Annotated in this window: 21 protein-coding genes; 6 read left to right on the top strand and 15 right to left on the bottom strand. The window is 66.4% G+C overall.

Annotation, left to right across the window (positions count from 1 at the left end; all coding sequences use genetic code 11):
- Positions 1-11: 11 nt before the first annotated feature.
- From DFS21_RS07575 to DFS21_RS07560, 4 genes are all read right to left on the bottom strand, one after another.
- Positions 12-1,439, bottom strand: a complete 1,428-nt coding sequence (locus DFS21_RS07575) for an efflux transporter outer membrane subunit (RefSeq protein ID WP_110699984.1) — start codon at positions 1,437-1,439, stop codon at positions 12-14.
- Positions 1,436-2,497 carry an HlyD family secretion protein gene (locus tag DFS21_RS07570; RefSeq protein WP_102682104.1) on the bottom strand — a complete coding sequence of 354 codons (1,062 nt, stop codon included), beginning with the start codon at positions 2,495-2,497 and terminating at the stop codon, positions 1,436-1,438. Before DFS21_RS07570 ends, DFS21_RS07575 begins: the two co-directional genes overlap by 4 nt.
- 27 nt (positions 2,498-2,524) lie before the next feature.
- Positions 2,525-4,051: an MFS transporter gene (locus DFS21_RS07565; protein ID WP_111532078.1), complete on the bottom strand. Its 1,527-nt coding sequence runs from the start codon at positions 4,049-4,051 to the stop codon at positions 2,525-2,527.
- A 146-nt stretch (positions 4,052-4,197) separates the two neighbouring features.
- On the bottom strand, positions 4,198-5,103 hold the full coding sequence (locus DFS21_RS07560; RefSeq protein ID WP_102682106.1) for a LysR family transcriptional regulator: 906 nt from the start codon (positions 5,101-5,103) through the stop codon (positions 4,198-4,200).
- Positions 5,104-5,363: 260 nt separating this feature from the next.
- On the opposite strand from DFS21_RS07560, the gene DFS21_RS07555 reads away from it, so the two are divergent.
- The 3 genes from DFS21_RS07555 (at position 5,364) to DFS21_RS07545 (ending at position 6,741) form a co-directional block, all read left to right on the top strand.
- Complete coding sequence (locus DFS21_RS07555) at positions 5,364-5,810, top strand: universal stress protein (RefSeq protein ID WP_111532077.1); 447 nt, start codon at positions 5,364-5,366, stop codon at positions 5,808-5,810.
- Positions 5,811-5,919: 109 nt separating this feature from the next.
- Entirely contained in the window at positions 5,920-6,246 is a 327-nt protein-coding gene (locus DFS21_RS07550; protein ID WP_102682108.1) for a type II toxin-antitoxin system PrlF family antitoxin, read from the top strand.
- Positions 6,247-6,249: 3 nt separating this feature from the next.
- On the top strand, positions 6,250-6,741 hold the full coding sequence (locus DFS21_RS07545) for a type II toxin-antitoxin system YhaV family toxin (protein WP_111532076.1): 492 nt from the start codon (positions 6,250-6,252) through the stop codon (positions 6,739-6,741).
- A gap of 44 nt (positions 6,742-6,785) precedes the next feature.
- Here DFS21_RS07545 and DFS21_RS07540 read toward each other — a convergent pair whose 3' ends face one another.
- The 4 genes from DFS21_RS07540 to DFS21_RS07525 are packed head-to-tail and all read right to left on the bottom strand — an operon-like array spanning position 6,786 to position 11,562.
- A complete protein-coding gene (locus DFS21_RS07540) occupies positions 6,786-7,646 on the bottom strand; it encodes an HlyD family secretion protein (RefSeq protein ID WP_102682110.1) in 861 nt (286 codons plus the stop codon).
- Positions 7,647-7,656: 10 nt separating this feature from the next.
- On the bottom strand, positions 7,657-7,857 hold the full coding sequence (locus DFS21_RS07535) for a DUF1656 domain-containing protein (protein WP_008097766.1): 201 nt from the start codon (positions 7,855-7,857) through the stop codon (positions 7,657-7,659).
- Between the two features lie 4 nt (positions 7,858-7,861).
- Positions 7,862-10,039, bottom strand: a complete 2,178-nt coding sequence (locus DFS21_RS07530; RefSeq protein WP_111532075.1) for an FUSC family protein — start codon at positions 10,037-10,039, stop codon at positions 7,862-7,864.
- Positions 10,036-11,562 (bottom strand): efflux transporter outer membrane subunit, encoded by a 1,527-nt coding sequence (locus DFS21_RS07525; protein WP_102682112.1) that lies wholly within the window; start codon positions 11,560-11,562, stop codon positions 10,036-10,038. The genes DFS21_RS07530 and DFS21_RS07525 overlap by 4 nt, the downstream gene beginning before the upstream one ends.
- A gap of 180 nt (positions 11,563-11,742) precedes the next feature.
- Between DFS21_RS07525 and DFS21_RS07520 the strand changes: the two genes are divergently transcribed.
- Both DFS21_RS07520 and DFS21_RS07515 read left to right on the top strand, forming a co-directional pair.
- The gene (locus DFS21_RS07520; protein ID WP_046854215.1) at positions 11,743-12,690 is read left to right on the top strand and encodes a LysR family transcriptional regulator; all 948 of its coding nucleotides are present in this window, start codon (positions 11,743-11,745) and stop codon (positions 12,688-12,690) included.
- An 85-nt stretch (positions 12,691-12,775) separates the two neighbouring features.
- Complete coding sequence (locus DFS21_RS07515; RefSeq protein ID WP_111532074.1) at positions 12,776-13,750, top strand: D-glycerate dehydrogenase; 975 nt, start codon at positions 12,776-12,778, stop codon at positions 13,748-13,750.
- Positions 13,751-13,816: 66 nt separating this feature from the next.
- Here the strand turns inward: DFS21_RS07515 and DFS21_RS07510 are convergent, their stop codons facing one another.
- Positions 13,817-14,719 carry a DMT family transporter gene (locus DFS21_RS07510; protein ID WP_111532073.1) on the bottom strand — a complete coding sequence of 301 codons (903 nt, stop codon included), beginning with the start codon at positions 14,717-14,719 and terminating at the stop codon, positions 13,817-13,819.
- A 229-nt stretch (positions 14,720-14,948) separates the two neighbouring features.
- Between DFS21_RS07510 and DFS21_RS07505 the strand changes: the two genes are divergently transcribed.
- Positions 14,949-15,824 carry a helix-turn-helix domain-containing protein gene (locus DFS21_RS07505; protein WP_102682118.1) on the top strand — a complete coding sequence of 292 codons (876 nt, stop codon included), beginning with the start codon at positions 14,949-14,951 and terminating at the stop codon, positions 15,822-15,824.
- Positions 15,825-15,875: 51 nt separating this feature from the next.
- Here DFS21_RS07505 and DFS21_RS07500 read toward each other — a convergent pair whose 3' ends face one another.
- The 6 genes from DFS21_RS07500 to DFS21_RS07475 form a co-directional block, all read right to left on the bottom strand.
- The gene (locus DFS21_RS07500; RefSeq protein WP_111532072.1) at positions 15,876-18,278 is read right to left on the bottom strand and encodes a TonB-dependent receptor; all 2,403 of its coding nucleotides are present in this window, start codon (positions 18,276-18,278) and stop codon (positions 15,876-15,878) included.
- A 204-nt stretch (positions 18,279-18,482) separates the two neighbouring features.
- Positions 18,483-19,454, bottom strand: coding sequence for a FecR family protein (locus tag DFS21_RS07495; protein ID WP_111532071.1), 972 nt, complete (start codon positions 19,452-19,454; stop codon positions 18,483-18,485).
- Positions 19,451-20,002: an RNA polymerase sigma factor gene (locus DFS21_RS07490; protein ID WP_250888375.1), complete on the bottom strand. Its 552-nt coding sequence runs from the start codon at positions 20,000-20,002 to the stop codon at positions 19,451-19,453. Before DFS21_RS07490 ends, DFS21_RS07495 begins: the two co-directional genes overlap by 4 nt.
- Positions 20,003-20,006: 4 nt before the next feature.
- A complete protein-coding gene (locus DFS21_RS07485) occupies positions 20,007-20,333 on the bottom strand; it encodes a DUF3325 domain-containing protein (RefSeq protein ID WP_110700007.1) in 327 nt (108 codons plus the stop codon).
- Positions 20,333-21,895 (bottom strand): PepSY domain-containing protein, encoded by a 1,563-nt coding sequence (locus DFS21_RS07480; protein ID WP_111532070.1) that lies wholly within the window; start codon positions 21,893-21,895, stop codon positions 20,333-20,335. Before DFS21_RS07480 ends, DFS21_RS07485 begins: the two co-directional genes overlap by 1 nt.
- Positions 21,892-22,197: a DUF3649 domain-containing protein gene (locus DFS21_RS07475; protein ID WP_094011745.1), complete on the bottom strand. Its 306-nt coding sequence runs from the start codon at positions 22,195-22,197 to the stop codon at positions 21,892-21,894. The genes DFS21_RS07480 and DFS21_RS07475 overlap by 4 nt, the downstream gene beginning before the upstream one ends.
- Positions 22,198-22,352: the final 155 nt, after the last annotated feature.

The raw sequence follows: 22,352 nt of genomic DNA, 5'->3' as shown, positions 1-22,352 counted from the left end.
CGCGATGCCTTTCAAACCTGATCGAACGCCTGCCAGCCGCCGCCCAGCGCCTTGTATAGCCCGACCAACGCCTGCGACACCGCCGCCGAACTGTCGATCCACTGTTCCTCACTGGCCAGCAGCGCCGACTGCACCGTCAGCACGTTGAGAAAGTCCACCGCCCCTTCCACGTACTGGCGCTGCGCGGTCTCCAGGGCGATGCGGTTCTGCCGCACCGCCTCGGCCAGGTGATCACGGCGCAGCTGGCTGGCGTTGTACAGGCGCAGCACGTCGTCGATCTCGTGCCAGGCACCGAGCACCACCTTGCGGTAGTTCAGCGCCGCCTCCTGCTGCTGGGCCTCGCGCAGCTCCAGGGTGCCCTTGAGCCGCCCGCCCTCGAAGATCGGCAGCGACAGCTGCGGGCCGAAGGCGAACCGGCGCGAATCCCACCCGCCGAAATCGGACAGTTGCATGGCCTGGAAACCGACACTCCCGGACAAGCGGATGCTCGGGTAGAAGTCCGCCTTGGCCACGCCGATGCTGGCGGTGGCGGCATGCAGGCGGGCCTCGGCCTGGCGAATGTCCGGCCGGCGCTCGGCCAGCTCCGAAGGCACGCCGATGGCGAAGCGCTGCTGCGGCGCTGGCAGCTCGCCACCTTGCAGCAGCTCACGCTGCAGGCTGCGTGGTGGTTCGGCAGCGAGCAAGCCGAGGGCGTTGATCAGGTCGTCGCGACGGGCTTGCAGGGTCGGCAGGCGCGCCTCGATCGAAGCAACCTGGGCGCTGGCCTGGGCTACGTCGAGGCGGGTAGCGACCCCTTCAGCCTGACGACCTTCGGACAACTTCAGGCTGTGGCGGGCAACCTTGAGGTTGTCCTGGGTGATGTCCAGGGTGTGCTGCACGGCACGCAACTGGATGTAGTTGCCGGCGGTTTCCGCAAGCAAGGCCAGCAACACGCCCCGGCGGTCGTTCTCCGCCACCGCCACGCTCGCGTCGGCGGCCTCGACCTGGCGGCGCACACGCCCCCACAGGTCAAGTTCCCAGCCGGCCACCAGGTCGCCTTGCCAGAGGTTGTACGCCGACTTGCCGGACTTGCCGGACGGGTCGTTCAGGCCCTCGGCGCTGTTGCGCGCACGGCTGTACCCGGCGTTCACGTCCACTGCCGGCAGCTCGTCCGCCGCCACGCTGCTGCGCAAGGCGCGGCTTTGCAACAGGCGGGCACTGGCCATGCGCAGGTCGAGGTTGCGTTCGGTGACCTTCTGGATCAGCGCGCTCAGGCGCGGGTCATGGAAGCTGTCCCACCAGCGCAGTTCCAGCGGTTCGGCCACCGGCTGGCTGGCCGCGGCAGCGCCTTGCAGTTCGGCCCAGTCCTTGGGCGCCTCGCTGTCCGGGCGCCGGAAGTCCGGGCCGAGGGTGCAGCCGGCCAGCAGCATGGCCAGCAGCAGAGGGCTCAGGCGTCTCATCGCGCAGTCACCTCTTTGCCGGCCAGCGTGTCGCCGTGGGTATCGATGGTCGCTTCCACCGACATGCCCACGCGCAGGCGCGCCAACAGCGGCTGGCCGTCATCGAAGACGATCTTCACCGGAATGCGCTGCACCACCTTGGTGAAGTTGCCGGTGGCGTTGTCCGGCTTCACGGCGGCGAAGGTCACCCCGGTGGCCGGGGCGATACTCTCGACACGGCCGTGCAGTTGCTCGCCGGAGAAGGTATCGACGCTGATACTCACCGGTTGCCCCGGTTGCACATGGGTCAGTTGGGTCTCCTGGAAGTTGCCGACGATATAGGCGCGCTCCAACGGCACCACCGACAGCAGCCGCGCCCCCGGATTGACGTAGGCCCCGATGCGCAGGGCGCGCTCGCCGACCATACCGTCGACCGGTGCGGTGATGCGGGTGTAGGACAGGTCCAGCCGGGCTTTTTCCAGCCCGGCTTCGGCACGCTTGAGCTGGCCATCGGCGCTGGCCACCTGGGCGCTGAGGATGTCCACCTGCTTGCGCGTGGCCAGCAGCGCCGCCTGGCTGTTGGCCAACCGCGCACGGGCCTGGTCGACGCCGCTGCGCGCCTGCTGGGCATTCTGCACGGTGCCGGCGCCTTGCTCGGCCAGGCGGCTGTAGCGGGTCACCTCGTGGTCGGCGAAGGCCGCCTCGGCCTGGGCCGCCTTCACCGCCGCCTCGGCCTGGGCGATCAACGAGGCCTGGCGTTCGAGGGTGGCGCGGGCATCCAGGCTCTGCGCCCTGGCCACCAACAGCTGGGCCTGGGCGGCGTCGAGCGCGGCCTGGTAGTCGCGCGGGTCGATGGTCGCCAGCAACTGGCCGGCACTCACCTGCTGGTTGTCCTCCACCAGCACCTCCTTGATGAAGCCCGCCACCTTCGGCGCCACTACCGTGTAGTCGGCGGTCACGTAGGCGTCGTTGGTGCGCTGGCGATGATCGCTGCCGAACATCCAGGGGCCGACCAGGGCGGCGAGCACGGCCACGGCGAGTGCCGAGCCGATGAAGAGCGTCTTGCGGTTGTTGGTCATCTTTCTATCTCGAGTTCAGCCCCGGCTTCAGGCCACCGCACGCGGCGGGAAGATCCGGGTAGGCACGAAGGGGATCAGGCAGATCATGGCGACGGCGATACCCGCCATCACCAGGTAGAGGTCGGCCGAGGTCAGCACCAGGGCCTGTTCATGGATGCGCTTGGCCAGGCCAGCGGCGTTGTCGTCGATCAGCGGCGCGTTGCCCAGGCTGTCGACCAGGTGGTTGGAATGAAAATGCCGGCGCAGGGTGCCAAGGGCGTCGAGCAGGCCGCCGGCGATCACCGCGGACAATCCTTTGACCGTGTTGAACCAGGCGGAAGCGAACGGCCCTTCCTGCGGGGTCATGCCATTGGTGGAGAGCATCAGCAAGGGCAGCACCGCCATCGGCTGGCCGAACACCTGCAGCAGGTAGAAGGGGTAGAAGTCGCCGCGAATCCACTGCGAGGTCAGCAGGCTGCTACCCATACACGACGCCGCCAGCATCGCCAGGCCCACGGCCAGCACCCAACGGCAGTCCACCGCGCGGATGTTGCACAGCGCTGCGGTGAGCGGCAGGGCGAGCAACTGCGGCATGGCCACCAGCAGCATCAGCGGGCTGGTTTGCGCCGGGCGGTAGCCCTGGATCTGCGCCAGGTACGCCGAAGGAATGCTGCCCACCCCGGACAACACCACCAGCACACCGGCCAGGGTCACCAGGGCGAAGCTCAGGTTGCGCCGCGAGAGCATGCGCAACTGGAAGAACGGCAATGGCTCAGACCACTCGTTGTACATGAACAGCACCAGCAACAGCACACCGCCACCGAGCAGCCAGCAGATCAGCGGCGAGTCGAACCAGCCCCAGCGGTCGCCCAGCGACAGGCCAAGGACGATGCAACTGATCGCCGGCAGGCCAAGCAGCACCCCGCGCCAGTCCAATTGCCTGAAGCGTTCCAGGCGCAGCGGATCCTGGGGCAGGCCCCAGCCGACACAGGCGATTGCCAGCAGCGACGGCAGGATGATCTGCCAGAACGCCCACTGCCAACCGACGTACTCGGTCCACAGCCCGGCCAGCGGCGTGCCGAGGTTGGGCCCGAAGGTGGCGGTCAGGGCATAGCAGGCCAGGCCATATATCTTGATGCCCGGTGGCAGGAAGCGCAGCGCCACGCTCATCAGCATCGGCGGCAAGGCGCCCGAGGCGAAGCCCTGCAGCACACGCAGCAACATCAGGCTGTGCAGGTTGGGAGCGAAGGGTTGGATCAGGCCTAGCACGGCAAACAGGCCGACGGCGGTCATGGTGAAGCGACGCAGCGAGAAGGTGGTGGCCAGCCACGGCGCGAAGGCCATGGCCGAGACCGAAGCGGCACTGTACACCGCCAGCAGCCAGGCGCCTTCGTCGGCACCGATGCCCATGGCGCCACGGATGTCGCTCAGGGAAATCTTGGTCACCGCCTCGTTGAGCCCGGCGCACAGCACCGCCAGCAACACGCCGAACAGCCCGACCACCACCCGCAGGCCGAACGCCGTCTGCGCAGGGGCGGCCGCCAGCGCGGCGGAAGGCGCGGTCAGGGAACTCATGGATAGACATCTCCAGCAACATTTTAAGGGCTGGGGGAAGTCTAAGAAGGTCGAATGCTGACGAAAACTGACTTGTCGGCAGCTTTATGTTGCGCCAGACGCAATCCAGATTGATTTGCCGGCTATGGAACGTAAACGTTTGCCGATCAAGGATCGATGCTGCCGCAAGCCTTCAACGTCTGCCGCAACCAGCGGTGCGCCGGGTCATTGTCGAAGCGCGGATGCCAGGCCTGCATCACGTTGACCTTCTCCAGCGGCACCGGGATCTCGAACGAACGCAAGGGCAGCTTCAAGCGCTGCACGCTGTTGAGGATATTGGCCGGTATCGGCAGGATCAGGTCCGAATCCGGCAGCGAAAACATCGCCGAATGGAAGCTGGTGGTGATCAGCGCCACTCGCCGCTCCACCTTGCAGTTGGCCAGCGACACGTCGATCGGCCCGTTGGCGCGACCACGCCGGGACACGCTGATCTGCGGGTAGGCGGCAAAACGCTCGGGAGTGATCACGGCATCGAAGATCGGGTGATCCTCACGGGCCAGGCCGACGAAGTAGGTGTTGAACAGGCTCTGCACCTTGATCTCCGGCCCCAGCTCGATGGCCGAGCTGATGATCAGGTCGATCTGCCCGTTGCGCAGCACCGCATCGTCATCGCCACTGCCCTCGGGCACGAAACGCAGCACCGTGCGCGGCGCCTGGGCCAGCATCATGCGCAGCAACTGTGCGCCATACAGGGCAATGAACAGGTCGTTGGTGCGGATGTTGAAGGCGCGGTCGAGGTTGACCAGGTCGACGGCATCGCGGCTGCGAAACACCAGGCCAGCCTGCTCCACCAAGCCATGCACCTGTTCGCGCAGGGCCAACGCTCGCGGGGTCGGCACCAGGCCACGGCCGGCACGCACCAGGATCGGGTCGCCCATGGCCTCGCGGATTCGCCCGAGGGTCCGGCTCATCGCCGCCGGGCTCAGGTTCATGCGCTGGGCGGCGCCCACCACACTGCCTTCGTCGAGCAGCACATCGAGGGCGACGAGCAGGTTCATGTCCGGGAGTTGCATGGCCGTTTTCCGTGACAGCTGTGGGAAACGCGATGGTAACAGGTTGGCCGATTGCGTCTGACGCAATGGCGCCGTGCGTGGGGGACCATTTATCCGTAGAGGTTATTGAATCGACAATGGTGTGGCCTCACCGCCGGTAAGCCGCGGCGGCGAACCGCAGCGCCTACAGGCAGCGCATCTCCCTGTGGGCGCCGCGGTTCGCCGTTGCCACTTGCCGGCGATGAGCGCAGCACTGCCATCCATTCTCCAAAGGATTGCCCATGCCCCACCCGGTTCTGATCGCCATCGACGCCTCCCCGGCAGCCACCAGCCTGCTCACCCTCGCCCAGCGCTACTGCCGCCCCGGCGAGCACACCCTGCATGTGCTGCTGGCCATCGACTCGACCTTCGCCGTGCACGACAACCGCACCGCCTACACCGAGCAGGAGCTGGAGGAATACCCCGCCGCCTGCGACGAACAGCAACTGGCCGAGCACGCCGTGAACAGCGCCGTGTGCATGCTGCGCGAAGCCGGCTTCGACAGCCTGGGCTGCATGGTCGCCGGCCAGCCGGTGGAGGCGATCGTCGCCAAAGCCCGGGAGCTGGAATGCGAACTGGTCATCATCGGCCACCGCCACCTGTCACGGCTAGGCAGGCTGCTGGATCCGTCGATCAGCGCCAAGGTGATCGACCGGGTGAAGGTGCCCGTGCTGGTCGGGGCAGCCTGAGCCAGGAAAACCGTTGATCAGCCAGTACACACGAGGTAATGCAACTGCATTGACCAGGTAATGCACTCGCATTACCGTGGCCGATATTACCCCTCGCGGACTGACGACCATGGCTACTACCTTCGAAGCGGAATCGACCCTGACCGAGCGCTACCAGACAACGGTCCCCGAAACCGTTCGCCGCGCGTTGGGCCTGAAAAAGCGTGACAAGATTCACTACTCGATCCGCCCTGACGGAGCAGTGATACTCACCCGCGCAGAGACAGCCGAGGAAGACCCTGCCGTGGGGCAGTTCCTCGAATTCCTGGAACGGGATATCGCCACCAACCCGCAACGTTTGAAGGTTGTCGATGCAGAGTTTGTCGCTCGCCTGAAGGCACTGGTTGGCGATGAAGAACTCGATTTGGATCAACCTCTTTCGGCGGATGATGAATGACAGATGCTGACCTCCCCCCCCGTTTCTTCAACTGGCTGGACGGTGTTCGCACACCCCATGTTCCTCGATAAGCTGGACCAGCTGAAAAACGAACTGGAGGTCCTGAAGCGCAAGGCCCCCGATAGCTACACCAGGAAGAATGCCTGGAAACGGCTGACTGCAATTATTCGCCTGGCTTTTGATGGCATCGCGCAGGATCCAACCAAAACCGAGTATCGCCAGGGCAACACCCTGGGAGATGCCCACCGGCACTGGTTCCGGGCGAAGTTCTTCCAGCAATATCGTTTGTTTTTCCGTTATCACGCGTCGAGCAAGATAATCGTCCTGGTTTGGGTAAACGATGACGACTGCAAACGCGCTTACGAAAGCAGTGACGATGCCTACAAAGTGTTCCGTCGCATGCTGGGCACCGGATACCCGCCTGATGACTGGAATCAGCTGTTACAGGAAGCGACTGCGGCAACAGCCCGATTCAACGCCACCCTCAAGCGCTGACACCTGCCTGCCAATGCATCGATGGCGTCAGCGCGAGGACTGGATCAACCCTCGCTCGGCTTGACCACCACGGTACACGTAGTCCCCGCCGCCAGCAGGAACCCTTCCGGCACTTCATCGATATGGATCCGCACCGGCACCCGCTGCGCCAGGCGCACCCAGTTGAAGGTCGGGTTCACATCGGCGATCAGCTCGCGGCTCTGCGGGTTGTCGCGGTCGTAGATCCCCCGGGCGATGCTCTCCACATGCCCTTTGATACGCTCGCCGCTCATCATCTGCAGTTCGGCCACGTCCCCTACCTTGACGTGGGGCAGCTTGGTTTCCTCGAAGAAGCCGTACACCCAGAACGACTGCTCATCCACCACCGCCATCACTGCCTCGCCGGTGCGGGCGTAATCGCCCTTGTGGATGTTCAGGTTGGTCACATAGCCATCGACGGTGGCAACGATCTGCGTGCGCTTGAGGTTCAGTTCGGCGGCGGCCAACTGGGCCTGGGCGTGCTGGTAGTCGGCCAGGGCGGAGCTGGCGATGTTGCTGGCGTCGTCGCGGTTCTCTTTCGAGATGACCAGGTTGTCCATGTCGGCGCGGCGCCTGGCGTTGACCTTGCGCATTTCCCAGGTGGCCTTGCGCGAGGCCACCAACGCCTTGGCCTGGTCCAGCGCCAACTGATAGTGCTCGGGATCGATGCGGATCAGCACGTCGCCCTTCTTCACCCGCTGGTTATCCTTGACCGGCACATCCACCACATAGCCCGGCACGTCGGCGGCAACGTTGATGATATCGGCGCGCACCCGGCCGTCGCGGGTCCACGGCGTGGTCATGTAGTGCAGCCACAACTGGCGGCCGATCACCACGGCAGCGGTCAGCACCAGCAGGGTGGCGATCAGGCTGAAGAACTTTTTCATTGCAGGATTCTCACCAGTAGAGCGACAGCGCCAGGGCGCCGAACAGGCAGACGAACAGGCTCAGGCGCAGCAGCGCCGGGTGCCAGAAGAAGCGATAGCCATCATGGCTGGCGATGAACCGGTCCAGGCCCCAGGCCAGGCCCAGGGCGAACAGGAACATCAAGGTCATGGTGGGCATGTACACGCCATGGAAGGCGATCTCGCGGGGCATGGTTTCACGGAGCATCGTGCAGTCCTTTCGCCGGTGCCAGCGGCGACTGTGGGTCGAGCAGGGAAGAACGGATGAAATGCAGGTAGCTCTGCGCCCGGCGCAGCACCGAGGTGTCGAAGTGCCGGGCGAAGGGTTCGTCGGTGGCCTGCACGCGGCTGATGGCATGGTCCACTGCCACCAGGGCGCGTTCGTGGTTGCTGGCGCTGGGTTGCAGGAACAACCGCGCCAGGGCCCGGCCCATGACACGGATGGCCTGGCGCCACGGCTGCGACTCGGCGTAGGCCGGGTGCACCGGGGCGCGAGCCTGCTCCTTGCGCAGCTCGATAATGGCGTGGCCGATCTCCAGCACCGTGAACATCCAGCCCATCAGCTGGCTCTGCACCTGCGGCTTGCCGGCGGCCAGGCCGTAGGCCTGGTGCAGCAGGTCGCGGGTACGGCTCTCGAAAGCCGAGCCCAGCCCGCGCAGGCGCCCGCTGATGGCGAACAGCACCTGCTCGCGCAGCTCCAGCTCCAGGCGGCTCCACAACCAGCGGCTGTTGGGCGGCAGGATGATCGCCCCGGCCGCGGCGCAGACGAACATGCCGATGACCATGCCGATGTAGTCATTGATGAAGGTGTAGGGGTTGTAGATCGTCAGGTTGTTGGGCACCGAACCGATGGCAAAGAACACCAGCAGGCCCAGGCCGTAACCGGCATAGGCCGGGCGCGAGGCGAGGAACGCACCGAGCACGAACACCGGCGCCAGGACCATGCACAACAGCGCGAAGCCGTCGATCCAGGGGAACACGAAGAACGTTTCGAAGAAGCCGACGAAGGCGCCGATCGCCGTGCCGCAGGCCATCTGGAACGCCATGCGCTTGGGGTTCGGCGATGCCGCCGACAGGCCCACGGTGACCGTGGCGATCAGGGTCATCATGCCGCCACTGGGCCAATCGCTGAGCAGCCAGTAGCTGCCCAGCAGCAACAGCACCGCCGAGGCGCGCACCCCAGCGGCCAGCGATACCAGCCAGCTGGTCTGGGCCACATAGGGTTCGTCCCACTGTTCGCGTTCGTGCTTGTGCACGGCCAGCGAGGCGTGGGTCTCGGCGTAGCTGTACATCTCGTCGACGAAGCGGTACAGCAGCTCGAAGGCGGTGTGGAAGTCGAGCAGGTCGGCCTCGCTGGGGCGGGTCTGCAGATACTCGGCGCGCAGACCACGCACCTGGGCCTGCAGGCCTTCCTTGTAGGTGCCCAGCTCCAGGGCCAGGCGCAAGGCGTCGGCGTCGGTCAGTGCCCGGCCGACGTAGGGCTGCAGCAGCTCGGCCAGGGTGGCCAGCCCGGGTTCGATGGCGCCGACGATCTGCAACGGGCCACGGGCGCGCAGGCGCTCGAGCAACCGGTGCAGGGCGTTGAAACGCGTGGTGATGGCCATGAACTCGCTGTTCATGCGTACCAGCCGACCTGAGCGCCGGCGCATGTGCGGGTCTTCGAAGGCGGTGACGTTGCGCAGGCTCTCCAGGCCCACCGCCTCGGCGACAAAGCGCACGTTGCTGGTCTCGAAGCGGTCGCGCTGGCTGTCGCCGCGCAGGGCCTCGACCACCACCCCGGCGAATACACCGAAGCGCTGGTAGAGGGCGTTGCGCATGGCGGCACTGGCCGATTGCGGCAGGATCGCAGCGCTGACGAAAGTCGAAACTAGAATCCCCAGGGCAATCTCCAGCACCCGCCACACCGCCGCCATGAACGCCTGGTCGGGGTGCTGCAGCACCGGCAGGCCGATCATCGCCGCGGTGTAGCCGGCCAGCACGAAACCATAGGCGCGGAAGGTGCGATAGCGCATGGCGCCCGCCGAGCACAGGCCGACCCACAGGGCCAGGCTGGGCAGGAACAGCTCGGTGTTCTGCGGGAAGATCGCGATCAGCGCGACCATCATCGCCGAGCCGGCCAGGGTGCCGAGCACCCGGTAGAAACTCTTGGCGAACACATGGCCGCTCTGCGGCTGCATGACGATGAACACAGTGATCATCGCCGTGCGCGGCTGCGGCAGCTCCAGGCGCATGGCCAGCCACAAGGTGATGAAGGCGGCGGCCAGGACTTTGAAGATGTAGACCCAGGTGACGCCGTCGGTCCGCGCCCAGGCAAAGAAACCCCGGCGCCATTCCAGGCTCCGCAGCCAGCGCAAGGGCAAGCTCGATGTGCTCATTCGGCGTAATCCGGCGTGTCGAAGATGGCCAGGGTGGCCGGCGTTTTCGGTGCGGCCTGGCGCTCTTCGTCCGGCACGTCCTTGCCCGCCTCCAGCCCGCCGCCCAGGGCCGTGACCAGTTCGGCATGGGCCACCAAACGTGCGGCCTGTACCTGCTGCTGCACCTGCTGCTGGCGGAACAGCAAGGTCTGGGCGTTGAGCACGTTGAGGTAGTCGGTGAGCCCGCGCTGGAAGGCGACGGTGGCGATGTCGTAGGTCTTCTGCGCGGCGGCCACGGATTCGGCGGCGAAATGCGCCTGCTCCTTCATCGACTCACGGCGGATCAGTTGGTCGGAGATGTTCTTCAACGCGCCGATCACCGTCTGGTTGTAGTGCGCCACGGCCACGTCATAGCCCGCCGAGGCCACGCCCAGCTGCGAGCGTAGGCGCCCACCATCGAAGATCGGCAGGCTGATGGCCGGCCCGACGTTGTAGTTGAATTTACGCCCGGTGATAAATTCCAGCGGGCCGCCCCCGGTGGCCATGAAGCCCAGGCCGCCGACCAGGTCGACATTGGGGAAGAACCCGGCGTGGGCCACGTCGATGCCACGGGCCTGGGCCGCCACCTGCCAGCGGCTGGCAACCACGTCGGGGCGCTGGCCGACCAGCTCGGCGGGCAGGTTCGAGGGCAGTTTCAGCGGCGCGCCGAGGGTCAGGGTCGGGCGTTGCAGTGTCGCGCCCTCCCCCGGCCCCTTGCCGGCCAGGGCTGCCAGCTGGTTGCGGGTCAGGGCGATCTCTTCGTTGAGGCTGTCGATCTGGCGGTGGGTTTCCGGCAGCGGCGCCTCGGCCTGGCTGACTTCGAAATGGGTACCGATGCCACCGTCCAGGCGGCGCTTGGCCAGGGCGACGATCTGCTCCTGCTGCGCAAGCTCGGCCAGCACGATATCGCGCCGGGCGTAATGCAGGCTGAGCTGGATGTAGGCGCGCACCACGTTGTTCTCCAGCTCCAGCTGGGCCTGGCGCGCCTCGGCGACGCTCATGTGCGCCTGGTCCACGGCCTGCTCGCTGGCATTGCGCTCACGGCCCCACAGGTCCAGCGCGTAGCTCAAGCCGATGGCGGCGTTGTTGTCCCAGGTGTTGGCGCCGGACAACGCGCCAGGGCCGTAGAACTGATCCTCCGGCCAGTTATGGCGCTTGAGCGTGGCAGTGCCGTTGACCTGCAGCTTTTCCGCCGACTCGACCACGCCCGCCATGGCCTTGGCTTGGCGCACGCGTGCAGCGGCCATCGCCAGGCTCGGGCTGCCGGCCACGGCCTGGATGATCCAGGCGTCGAGTTGCGGGTCGCCATAGGCGCGCCACCATTGCTGGGCCGGCCAGTGGGCGTCACGCGCAGCCTCACGGATGGCGTCGTCAGTGGTCAGTTGGTTGGCTTGGAGTGTCTTGCTTTGCGGGGCGATGCCCCAGGTTCCGATACAGCCGCTCAAGGTGAGACAAAGGGCACAGGCACTGAGCGCGCTAAGCGCTCTGATGTTGCGACGCGGCACAGCGGCGATTTCCCGAGGAAGAGGTGGAGGGGCCGGGCAATTCTAGGGGCGGGTTTCATTGGCGATAAGCGTATATTCCTGCGAATCTTTGTTACCAAAACAGCGATAATCCGGCTTTAGTCGGAAGCGAAATAGCGTTACTTCATGTCACAATTTTGTCCTCTAAACCGAGAGTGACCCATGGACACCCTGCAAAACATGCGTGCTTTCAGTTGCGTGGCCCAGCTCGGCAGCTTCACCGCTGCCGCGGCGCAACTGGACACGACCACCGCGAACGTGTCGCGGGCGGTCTCCAACCTGGAAGCCCATCTGCAAACCCGCCTGCTCAACCGCACCACCCGGCGCATCGCGCTGACCGAGGCCGGCAAGCGCTACCTGATGCGCTGTGAACAGATTCTTACCTACGTCGAAGAAGCCGAGGCCGAGGCCAGCGATGCCCATGCCCGTCCCGCCGGGCAGCTGAAGGTGCATTCGATGACCGGTGTCGGCCAGCATTTCGTGGTCGACGCCATCGCCCGCTACCGCGAGTCGCACCCAGACGTGACCTTCGACCTGACCATGGCCAACCGCGTGCCCGACCTGCTTGATGAGGGCTACGACGTGTCGATCGTGCTGGCCAGCGAGCTGCCCGACTCGGGGTTCGTCTCCCAGCGCCTGGGCATCACCTACAGCATCGTCTGCGCCGCGCCCGACTACGTGGCGCGCCACGGGTTCGCGCACAAGCCCGCCGACCTGCTCAAGCATGCCTGCCTGCGCATGGTCAGCCCGGTGATCCCGCTGGAGAAATGGCTGTTCGACGGTCCCGAGGGACAGGAGGTGGTCAATATCACCACCTCACCGTTCCAGGTGAACTCCGCCGATGCGATGAAGACCGCGATCCGCAGCGGCATGGGCGTGGGCGTGCTGCCGATCTACACCGCCATCGATGGCCTGCGTGACGGCAGCCTGGTGCGGATCCTGCCGCAGTACCGCCTGCAGGAGCTGAACCTGTATGCGATCTACCCGTCGCGCCAGTACCTCGATGCGAAGATCAAGACCTGGGTCGAGTACCTGCGCAACTCGCTGCCGGAAATCCTCGCCGCCCACGAGGCCGACCTGAAAACCCACGAGCTGCTGATCGCCAACTGAAAAAGCCGGTGCATTCGGGCGGGGGACAATGGTAGGTTGCTAAGCAACGACACCGCCCCTACCCGCCTTGCAGAGAAGCAGCCCGATGAAAAAGACCGTCCTGGCCTTCAGCCGCATCACCCCGGCCATGGCCGAGCGCCTGCAACACGACTTCAACGTGATCGTGCCCAACCCCAAGCTGGGCGACATCGCCGCCCAGTTCAACGAAGCGCTGCCCGAGGCCCACGGCCTGATCGGCGTTGGCCGCAAGCTGGGCCGGGCGCAGCTCGAAGGCGCGGGCAAGCTGGAGGTGGTGTCCAGCGTCTCGGTCGGCTACGACAACTACGACCTGGACTACTTCAACGAGCGCGGCATCGCCCTGACCAACACCCCCGACGTGCTCACCGAAAGCACCGCCGACCTGGGCTTCGCCCTGATCATGGGTTGTGCCCGGCGCACCGCCGAGCTGGACGCCTGGACCAAGGCCGGCCACTGGCAGGCCACCGTCGGCCCGGCGCAGTTCGGCAGCGATGTGCACGGCAAGAAACTGGGCATCGTCGGCCTGGGCAACATCGGCGCGGCCATCGCCCGGCGTGGCCGTTTCGGTTTCAACATGCGGGTGATGTACACCGGCAACAGCCGCAAGGCCGCGCTGGAACAGGAGTTGGGCGCGCAATTCCGCAGCCTGGATGAGCTGTTGGCAGAAGCCGATTTCGTCTGCCTGGTGGTGCCGCTGTCCGACGCCACCCGCAAGCTGATCGGCGCCCGCGAGCTGAAGCTGATGAAACCCAGCGCGTTCCTGGTCAACATCGCCCGTGGGCCGGTGGTGGACGAAGCGGCACTGGTCGAGGCACTGCAGGAAGGGACCATTCGCGGCGCCGGCCTGGACGTGTACGAGAAAGAACCGCTCGGCGATTCGCCGCTGTTCAAGCTGCCCAACGCCCTGACCCTGCCGCACATCGGCTCGGCCACTGCCGAGACTCGCGAAGCCATGGCCAACCGGGCCATCGACAACCTGCGCTCGGCCTTGCTGGGCGAGCGGCCACAGGACCTGGTGAATCCGCAGGTGTGGAAAGGCTGAGCCGTTCCGCCCGAGCTACCGGCCCTGTCGCAGCCCGCTCCCACTGCAGACTGCGACAGGGCGCCATTACTTGACTGCCAGCTCCCCTTCCACAGGCCTGGGCTTCGGCTTGCGAAACACCAGCACATTCCCCGCCATCACCGCCACCAGCCCCAGCAACGCCGGCGCTGTCCACTGATAACCCTCGGCGAACGCCGACACATTCAACGCCACCAACGGGAACAGCACGGTGCAGTAGGCGGCCCGCTCCGGCCCCATGCGCCCGACCAGGGTGAGGTAGGCGGTAAAGCCGATCACCGAGCCCGGGATCACCAGATACAGCAGCGAGCCTATGTAACGCGTGTTCCACTCCATATCGAAGGGGATCCCCCTGAGCAGGCAATACCCCGCCAGCATCGACGCGCCATAAACCATGCCCCAGGCATTGGTGGTCATGGGTTTGAGCCCGGCCTTCTGCTGCACGCTGGAGAGCATGTTGCCTGCGGAGAAACACAACGTGCCAAGCAGCGCCAAGCCCAGGCCATAAAGGGTTTCGCGGCTGGCGGCATGATGGGAAAGCTCCGGCCAGAACAGCAGCCCCAAGCCCAGCAGCCCCATGGCCCCGCCGCCAAGCACATTGGCGGCGATCTTCTGGCCGAAGAAGATCCGTGCATTAATCGCGTTCCACAGGGTGGCGGTGGAGAACACCACGGCGATCAGGCCGCTGGCGACCCACTGGCTGGCGGTGAGGAAACACATGAAGTTGACGCAGAACAGGCACAGCCCCTGGGCCAGGCACACCAGATGGCCCCGGCGGTTCATCGGCTGCAGGCGGCGGGTGAGCAGCAGCAAGACGAACAGGATCAACCCGGCCAGGGCGAAGCGGTAGACAATCGACACCGGGATGGCGACTACCCCCAGTTGCAATTTCAGGGCGATCCAGGTGGTGCCCCAGATCAGGACGGTGAGCAGGTAGAGCGACAGGTTCATGGCGACTTCCTCGAACAGGCTTTCGGCCCATCGCGGGGCAAGCCCGCTCCCACGTTTTGGCCACCCTGGCGGGCTGGCGTGGGAGCGGGCTTGCCCCGCGATGGCCGTCACAGGCAAACAGTGTCTTCCCGAGCTTCACGCCTGCGCTTGCATAAACTTGCGCTTTTCCTCTTCGGCCAGCTGCCTTCCCGCCCGCGCCGCAGTACGATGGCCTTCAGAGGAGTCTCCCATGCCCGCACTCGACCACCTGCAAGTCTTCAACGCCATGCATGCCTCGCCCCACGCCCGGCTGGAGCTGAGCGCGCACCTGGGCGACGGGCTGGCGGCGGCGTTGTGGAGCAACCGCGACGACGCCCGCGACTACCAGGCGCCCAGCCACCACACGTTGTCGTGCTACATCGCCGACGGCACCGGTACCTTCCGCCGCCAACGCCCGGCCGACAAGGGCGCGCCGGGCAAGCTATGCATCATGCCGGCCGGCCATGAGTCCAACTGGGTGGTCAACGGCACGATCCGCCTGGCCCACCTGTACATCAGCGAACAGCAGTTCGCCCTTGGCTGCACCCGCCTGCTGGACCGCGAGCCGCGTGAAATGCAGCTGCACGAGGCGACCTTCCTCGACGACCCGCAACAGGCTGCACGCTTTCGCCAGCTGATCGGCCTGGACTGGGCCGAACCCGGCGAGCGCCTGCTGGCCAGCAGCCTGGCCCATGACATCATCGACCACGCCGTGCTCAATCAGGCCGGCCTGCGCCAGGGGCTCAAACTCAAGGGCGGCTTGGCGCCGCACCAGCGCCGGCAACTGGTGGACTATATTGAGGCCCACCTCGACCAGGCGCTGACGCTGGGCGAGCTGGCACTGCGCTGCAACCTGTCCGAATACCACTTCGCGCGGATGTTCCGCGCAAGCTTCGGTCTGCCGCCGCATCAGTACCTGCTGGCCCGACGGCTGCAAAAGGCGTGTCACCTGCTGCGCATGGGCACGCTGCCCCTGGGCGAAGTGGCACTGCTGTGCGGGTTTGCCAGTGCCAGTCACTTCAGCAACCGGTTTCGCCAGGCGTTGGGAGCGACGCCGGGGGAGTATCGGGCGGCGTTCTGCGCCTGACTGCCGGGCGCTATCGCGGGACCAGCCCACGCCGCCCATCATCGGTTGGCGTCAGAACTCGAAGGTGCTCGACAGGCTGACTTGCCGCGCATCCCCCACGGCGACGAAGTAACGGTTCACCGCCGAGCTGTAGTACACCTTGTCGAACAGGTTCTTCACGTTCAACTGCAGGCGCACCTTGTGCTCGTCCAGCTTGGTTTCGTAGCTGGCGAAGGCATCGGCCACGGTGTAGGCCGGCATGTCGAAGTCGTTTGTCGCGTTGCCCGCACGCTCACCCACGTAGCGCGCACCTGCCCCCAGGCGCAGGCGATCACCGCCGAACAGGCTGCCGTAGTCGTATACCGCCGACAGCGAACCACTGTGGCGGGCGACGTTCTGCAGGCGGTTGCCCTTGAGCTGCGGGTCCTTGGTGACCTCGGCGTCGGTGAAGGCATAGGCGCCGATCAGGCTCCAGCGCTCGCTGAGTTGGCCGGTCAGGTCCAGCTCGACACCCCGTGAGCGGACTTCGCCTGCGTTGCTGTAGAGAATGGTCCCCGGCTGGGTGTCGCCATCGGCCACCAGCACGTTGCGCTTGGTGATGTCGAACAGCGCCAGGGTACCGCTCACCGCGCCCGGCACGTCGAGCTTGGCCCCCAGCTCCCAGGACTTGCCCTCCTCCGGCGCGACGCCAGAGTCCAGGGTCAGGGTGCGACCACCGCCGATGCTCAGCGGGGCGATGGTCGAGTTGGGCTTGAACGACTCGCTGTAGCTGCCATAGAACGACAACCGCTCATCGACCTTGTACACCACGCCCGCATGGGGCACCCAGGTCTGGTCGCGGGTGTCGGTATTGACGTTGAACGGTCGGCCACGGCCGGCGTACTGGTCGTACTGCTGGAAACGCCCGCCGGCCACCAGGATCCAGTGCTCGTCCAGGTGCCAGGCGTCCTGCAGGAACAGCGAATCGGTGCGCAGCTTGTCGGTCTGGTCGCTGTCGCTGGCGCGCACGCTGGTGCCTTCCACTTCGCGGCCATAGACCGGGTTCAGGTAGCTGAAGGTCGAGCGGCTGTTCTGGCGGATCAGGTCGGCGCGGTAGACTTTGCGGTCCTCGTGATCGACACCGACCACCAGGTCGTGGCGCATGCCCGCCAGCTCGACGCTGCCGTTGAGGCTGAAGGTGGCGAACTGGTCGCGGCTCAGGGCGCCCCGGGTGCCGTCGATGCTGCGCGACAACGTGCCCTGGCTTTCATCCACGCCGGTCACGCGCACCTGGCTGGCGTCGTAGGTCTCGCGGTTGAAGCTGTAGCCGACGTGCAGCTTCCACGCATCGTCCAACTGATGATCGACCTCCAGGCGGTACAGGTCAGAGCGGCCCTCCATGTCGTTGAACGGCTCGTCCAGGCGGCGGGTGGCAGGAGTATTCAGAGGATGGCCGTCGCTGCCGAAGGCGGTACCGCGGTCGAACGGGTAGCGAAACTCGCGGTGCTCATAGGCCAGCACCACCTGGGTGTCCTCGCCGTACCAGGCCAGCGACGGCGCCACCAGCGATTCGCGGTGCACGCCGAAGTTGCGCCAGTAGTCTTCATCCTCGTGATCGACGATCAGGCGATAGGCCAGGTTGCTCTCCCCCAGCGCACCGGTGCTGTCCAGGCCGCCGCCGCTGCCGTTCTTGCCGCTGCCGTAGGTCGAGCCGCGCAGGGTCAGGGCGTTGTACTGCGCAAGTTGCGGGCGCTTGCTGACCACGTTGATCACCCCGCCCGGGTCCTGGATGCCGTACAACAGCGAGGCCGGGCCCTTGAGCACCTCGACCCGTTCGGTACTGGCATTGAGCGCGCGGCCCTGCACGATCGGCATGCCGTCGCGCATGATCGAGCCGTCACGGTTGTCGCCGAAGCCACGCTTCATCACGGTGTCGGCGGTACCGCCGAAGTTGTTGCCCTGGGTGATGCCGCTGACGTTGTACAGGGCATCGTCCAAATTGCGCGGCGCCTGGTCGCGGATCACCTGGGCCGGGACCACGTTCACGGCCTGCGGGATATCCAGGGTCGCGCCCTGGCCGCGCATGATCGAGGCGCTGGCCGGCGGCTGGTAGCTGTAGTCGTCCAGCTGCGAGTTGATGGTGGTGGCCTGCAGGTTCAGCGCGCCGGAGGTGTCGACCGGCTCCAGGGTCAGGGTGCGGGCGTCGAGGCGGCGCCAGGCCAGGCCCGAGTTGCCGAGCAACTGCTGCAGCGCCTGCTCGGCGTCGAAGGTGCCGTTCAGCGCCGGGGCCCGCAGGTCCGGTAGCGTCAGGGTATAGACCACGCTCTGCCCGGTGGTACGGCTGAAGGCGTTGAGTGCCTGGGCCAGCGGCTGGCTGGGCTGGGCGAAGGCATAGACCTGGCTCTGCTGGGCGGCCACGGCAGGGGGCACGACGGCCATGGCGGACAAGCTGCAGAGGCCGAACCAGAGCGAGACGCAACGCGGGGTGAACTTCATGGACGCGGACCTGTGGGCGGGATGATCGTATGCGAATGAATCGCACTTCCACTCACTACACGGATGCCGGCGTGGGGTACCTCATCACCTGATGGAAATATTTTGCTGTTCCGACGCTATCGCGGGGCAAGCCCGCTCCCACGCAATGGCTTATGGGAACGGACTCGTGGGAGCGGGCTTGCCCCGCAATGACGTCGGCTCAGGTCAACGCAAAATGGTCAACCGGCCCAGCAGCGTCTGCCGCTCGAACCCCATCACCTTGCCCAGCGAATCCAGCGCGGCCAGCGGTTCCGCCACCGGGAAACTGCCACTGACCTTGCGCTGCGCCAGCTCACCGTCGAGCAGCAGGATCCGCCCCGGGTAGTAACGCCCCAGGTCCTCGAGCACCTGCGCCAACGGCACCTGGTAGTAGTTCAGCCAACCCTGGCGCCAGGCCAGGCGGCTGTCGCTGTCCACCGCCTCGACTCCTCCGGCCACACCGTCGGCATAGACCAGTTGCTGGCTGGCTGTCAGTTCGCGGGCAGGCTGCCCTTCGGCCGCCGTCACCGCCACCCGTCCGCTGCGCACCGTGACCTGCGCGCCGTCACCCTGCCCGCGCACCTCGAACTGGGTCCCCAGCACCCGCACTTCGCCGCCCTGCGCATCCACCAGGAACGGTTCGCCGGTATGGGTCACCTCGAAGAATGCGGCGCCGCGCAGCAACCGCACGCGCCGCTGCCCATGGGCGAAGTCCACCGCCACGGCGGTGCCGGCATCCAGGGTCAGTTGCGAACGATCGGCCAGGGTCACCTGGCGCACCTGCGCCCCGCTGGTGTAGTCGGCACGCAGGTCCTGCAGCCAGAATTGTGGCTGCCAGCCTGCCGCGAATCCCAGCGCCAGTACCAGGCTCGCCGCCACCGCCAGGCCGCGCCACGGCCGCTTGCGCTCGGGCCGGCGCATGGCATCCAGGTACGCTTGCAGACCTTGGTGCTCCTCGGCCGCCAGCCGCGCCGCCGGCGCCTCGCTCAGGCGCCAAAGCGCCTGGGCCTCGGCATAGGCCTGGCGATGGGCGGGGCTCTCCAGTAACCAGCGCTTGAACGCCGCGCCCTCGGCCTGCGCCGGCTGCTGCTGGATGCGCCCCAGCCAACGCAGGGCGGCCTGGGACTGGGCGGCAGTGATCGGCTGTTCAACACTCATCGACGGGCGCTCCCTGGCCGGCGCAATGGGGACGCGGGTTCGGCAACACTCGCCTTGCACGCTTCGAGGGCGCGCATCATATGCTTTTCCACCGCGCTCTGGGACAGTTGCATGGCCTTGGCGATCTCGCCGTAGGTGCAACCATGGATGCGGCTGAGCAGGAAGATCTGCCGGGTGCGTTCGGGCAGGGCCCGCAGGGCCGCCTCGATGCGCTGCAGGTCGTGGTCGACCTCCAGGGCCTGCTCGGGCGCCTGGGCGCAGTGCGCTTCGTCGGGGTCGTGCAACCCCTCGGCAGCGCGGTCGCGGCTGCCCTCGCTGCGCAGGTAGTCAATGGCCAGGTTGCTGGCGCTGCGCAGCAGGTAGGTGTCGAGCGCCTCGACCTTCACCTCGGGGCGCCGCCAGAAGCGCAGGAACAAGTCCTGCACCAGGTCCGACGCCGTGGCGCGGCAGCCGACGCGCCGGCTGACCAGCGCCTCCATGCGCGCGCGCTGGGCGAGGAACACCTGGAGGAAGCGTGCCCGCCCGCCGCCGGCCTCGGAGTCGCTCAAGGGCCTAGACCGCCAGCACGGCCAGCAGCGGCCCGAGCACCAGGCTGGCGGCGGCCAGGCCGAGCAGCAGGCGCGGCACGTAGGGCAAGCCGAATACCCACAGCGTCACGCCGGCCATCAGCACGGCGATCCACTCCACCAGGCCCAAGGCCCAACCGCGCAGTTGCACGGCGAGGGCCAACGACAACAGCAGCAATGCCCAGCCCCCGACGCGCATGGCACGCTGCTGGCTGGCCGTGGGCTTGCGCCCGAGCAGGTCGTTGAAGTGCTTTTCCATGGCCAGGCACAGGCCGGCGAAACCGGCGAAGCCCATCAGCGCAACTCCCAGCATCAGCTCGCCTCCACGGTCTTGGCGGCGCGGGGCGCACGCTTGGCGGCCGGCTTGGGCGCGCGCAGCATCTTGCCGGCGGCCCAGGCCAGGAACAGGCCGGTGGCCAGGGCTGTCAGGTCGAAACCGGCCATGGCCCAGTCACCGGCGGCGATGGAGTGATCCAGCCCCTTGTCGGAGGTCAGCGCGTTGAGCAACGGCAGCAAGGCGAACGCCAGCGCGCCCAGCGTCAGTTGCTCGCCCCAGGCGCGGCGCCCGCTCCTCAGCATGGCGTGGAGCAATGACGCGCCCCAGGCCAGGAAGAAACCGTTGATTTCCCAGTCGGCCCGCCCTTCCAGCGTTGCCGGCAGCAGGCGATTGGCCCAGAAGAACGCCGCCACGCCCAGCAACAGGCCGCTCATGCTGGCGATGTTCAGCACTTCGACCAGGCGCAGCTCGCCGGGCATGCGTGCGCTCTTGGCATGCTTGAGCTGGCGCTTGCCCAGCCACATCACCAGCCCGGTGCCGATCACCGCGGTGCCGGCCACGCCGAAGGCGAAGTACAGCCAGCGCAGCCAAGGCCCGGCGAAGTTGCCCATGTGCAGGCCGACGAAGGTGAACGAGGTGGTCATCGCCGCGCTTTCCGGCGCGCCGCGGCGCAGCAGCTCACCACTGACGCCATCGAAGGTCCAGATGGCGCTGCGCTGGTAGGCGACACTGTCGGCCGAGGCGCGGGTAAAGGTGACCCGGGCGTTGCGGTCACCGGGGTTGTGCACCTGGATGTAGCCCATGCGCGCCCCGGGCGCCTGTTCCTGGACCTTGGCATACAGGTCGCTCAACGGCGCCAGCGGCGCGGCCTGGGCAACCGCCTCGGGCACCTCGTCGCGGCCGAACACATCGTTGAAGTAGCCGCTGCTGTCGCCGTAGCTGGCCAGGATGCTGGCCGGCATGACCATGTACATGAAGATCACCAGGCTGCTGTAACTGATCATCAGGTGGAACGGCAGCACCAGCACACCGATGGCGTTGTGGCCGTCGAGCCAGGACCGCTGGCCCTTGCCCGGGCGGAAGGTGAAGAACTCCTTGAAGATCTTCTTGTGGGTGATGATCCCGGTGACCAACCCCAGCAACATGATGAAGGCGCAGAAGGTCGACAGCCATCGCCCCCAGGGGTGCGGCATCTGCAGTTGGAAGTGGAAGCGGTAGAAGAACTCGCCACCACGGCTGTCGCGGGCTTCGACCGCCTCGCCGGTGCGCGCGTCGAGCTCCTTGTCGGTGAAGCCACGGCGCCCACCGCCGTTCGGGTCGCGCCAGCTGACGCTCAGCGCCGCCTCGCGCTCGCTGGGCAAACGGATGAGCCAGGTGCTGGCGTGCCCGGCATTGGTTTCGAGGTAACGCTGGGCCAGGCCGAGACTGGTTACCGGGTCGAGCGGATGGCTCTGCACCTCAGGCTGGGTCCAGTGGCTGATCTCGTCCTTGAAGTACGACAGCGTCCCGGTGAGGAAGATGGCGAACAGCAGCCAGCCGAAGATCAGGCCGGTCCAGGTGTGCAGCCAGGCCATGGCCTGGCGGAAGCCTTCTTTCATGGCAGGTTCATCCAGTAGGCCAGTGCGTTGATCAGCCCCAGCACCAGGCTCGGCAGCAGCATGCCCAGCCAGGCGCGCCAGGCGCTGCGACAGGCGAAGCACCAGATGAAGGCGATCAGGTAGAAGACGAATGACAGCATCATCCCGGTCATCGTCGCGTCGGCCTGGGTCATCGGCGCAAGCAGGGTGATGCAGACACTGGCCATCGACGCCAGCAGGTAGCCACCCAGCAGCGCGGCCAGGCTGCGTGAGGTCACGGCCAGGCGGTAGCTCAGGGGAAGGCCGGCGGCTTTGCTCTTCATGGCGAGGGTCCGGGAATTGGGGCTGCAATACTAATGATTTCAATTCTCATAAGCAAAGCATGGCGGCGCGAGCGGTCGCATGCCTTGCGTCGGCAGCGATTGCCGAACACCAGCGGCATGAATACAATGCGAACAATTCTTACTTCCAGTTGCGC

The sequence above is a fragment of the Pseudomonas sp. 2848 genome (assembly GCF_003253945.1).
Lineage (GTDB): Bacteria > Pseudomonadota > Gammaproteobacteria > Pseudomonadales > Pseudomonadaceae > Aquipseudomonas.
This window is presented reverse-complemented; position numbering and strand designations above follow the sequence as displayed.

Coding starts and splice junctions, on each gene's coding strand:
- DFS21_RS07545 (WP_111532076.1), top strand. CDS start 6,250: ATGCTGACCTCCCCCCCCGTTTCTTCAACTGGCTGGACGGTGTTCGCA.
- DFS21_RS07530 (WP_111532075.1), bottom strand. CDS start 10,039: ATGAGCACATCGAGCTTGCCCTTGCGCTGGCTGCGGAGCCTGGAATGG.
- DFS21_RS07500 (WP_111532072.1), bottom strand. CDS start 18,278: ATGAAGTTCACCCCGCGTTGCGTCTCGCTCTGGTTCGGCCTCTGCAGC.
- DFS21_RS07560 (WP_102682106.1), bottom strand. CDS start 5,103: ATGCAACTCCCGGACATGAACCTGCTCGTCGCCCTCGATGTGCTGCTC.
- DFS21_RS07565 (WP_111532078.1), bottom strand. CDS start 4,051: ATGAGTTCCCTGACCGCGCCTTCCGCCGCGCTGGCGGCCGCCCCTGCG.
- DFS21_RS07570 (WP_102682104.1), bottom strand. CDS start 2,497: ATGACCAACAACCGCAAGACGCTCTTCATCGGCTCGGCACTCGCCGTG.
- DFS21_RS07510 (WP_111532073.1), bottom strand. CDS start 14,719: ATGAACCTGTCGCTCTACCTGCTCACCGTCCTGATCTGGGGCACCACC.
- DFS21_RS07495 (WP_111532071.1), bottom strand. CDS start 19,454: ATGAGTGTTGAACAGCCGATCACTGCCGCCCAGTCCCAGGCCGCCCTG.
- DFS21_RS07555 (WP_111532077.1), top strand. CDS start 5,364: ATGCCCCACCCGGTTCTGATCGCCATCGACGCCTCCCCGGCAGCCACC.
- DFS21_RS07485 (WP_110700007.1), bottom strand. CDS start 20,333: ATGCTGGGAGTTGCGCTGATGGGCTTCGCCGGTTTCGCCGGCCTGTGC.
- DFS21_RS07520 (WP_046854215.1), top strand. CDS start 11,743: ATGGACACCCTGCAAAACATGCGTGCTTTCAGTTGCGTGGCCCAGCTC.
- DFS21_RS07505 (WP_102682118.1), top strand. CDS start 14,949: ATGCCCGCACTCGACCACCTGCAAGTCTTCAACGCCATGCATGCCTCG.
- DFS21_RS07475 (WP_094011745.1), bottom strand. CDS start 22,197: ATGAAGAGCAAAGCCGCCGGCCTTCCCCTGAGCTACCGCCTGGCCGTG.
- DFS21_RS07480 (WP_111532070.1), bottom strand. CDS start 21,895: ATGAAAGAAGGCTTCCGCCAGGCCATGGCCTGGCTGCACACCTGGACC.
- DFS21_RS07535 (WP_008097766.1), bottom strand. CDS start 7,857: ATGCCCCGCGAGATCGCCTTCCATGGCGTGTACATGCCCACCATGACC.
- DFS21_RS07550 (WP_102682108.1), top strand. CDS start 5,920: ATGGCTACTACCTTCGAAGCGGAATCGACCCTGACCGAGCGCTACCAG.
- DFS21_RS07540 (WP_102682110.1), bottom strand. CDS start 7,646: ATGAAAAAGTTCTTCAGCCTGATCGCCACCCTGCTGGTGCTGACCGCT.
- DFS21_RS07575 (WP_110699984.1), bottom strand. CDS start 1,439: ATGAGACGCCTGAGCCCTCTGCTGCTGGCCATGCTGCTGGCCGGCTGC.
- DFS21_RS07515 (WP_111532074.1), top strand. CDS start 12,776: ATGAAAAAGACCGTCCTGGCCTTCAGCCGCATCACCCCGGCCATGGCC.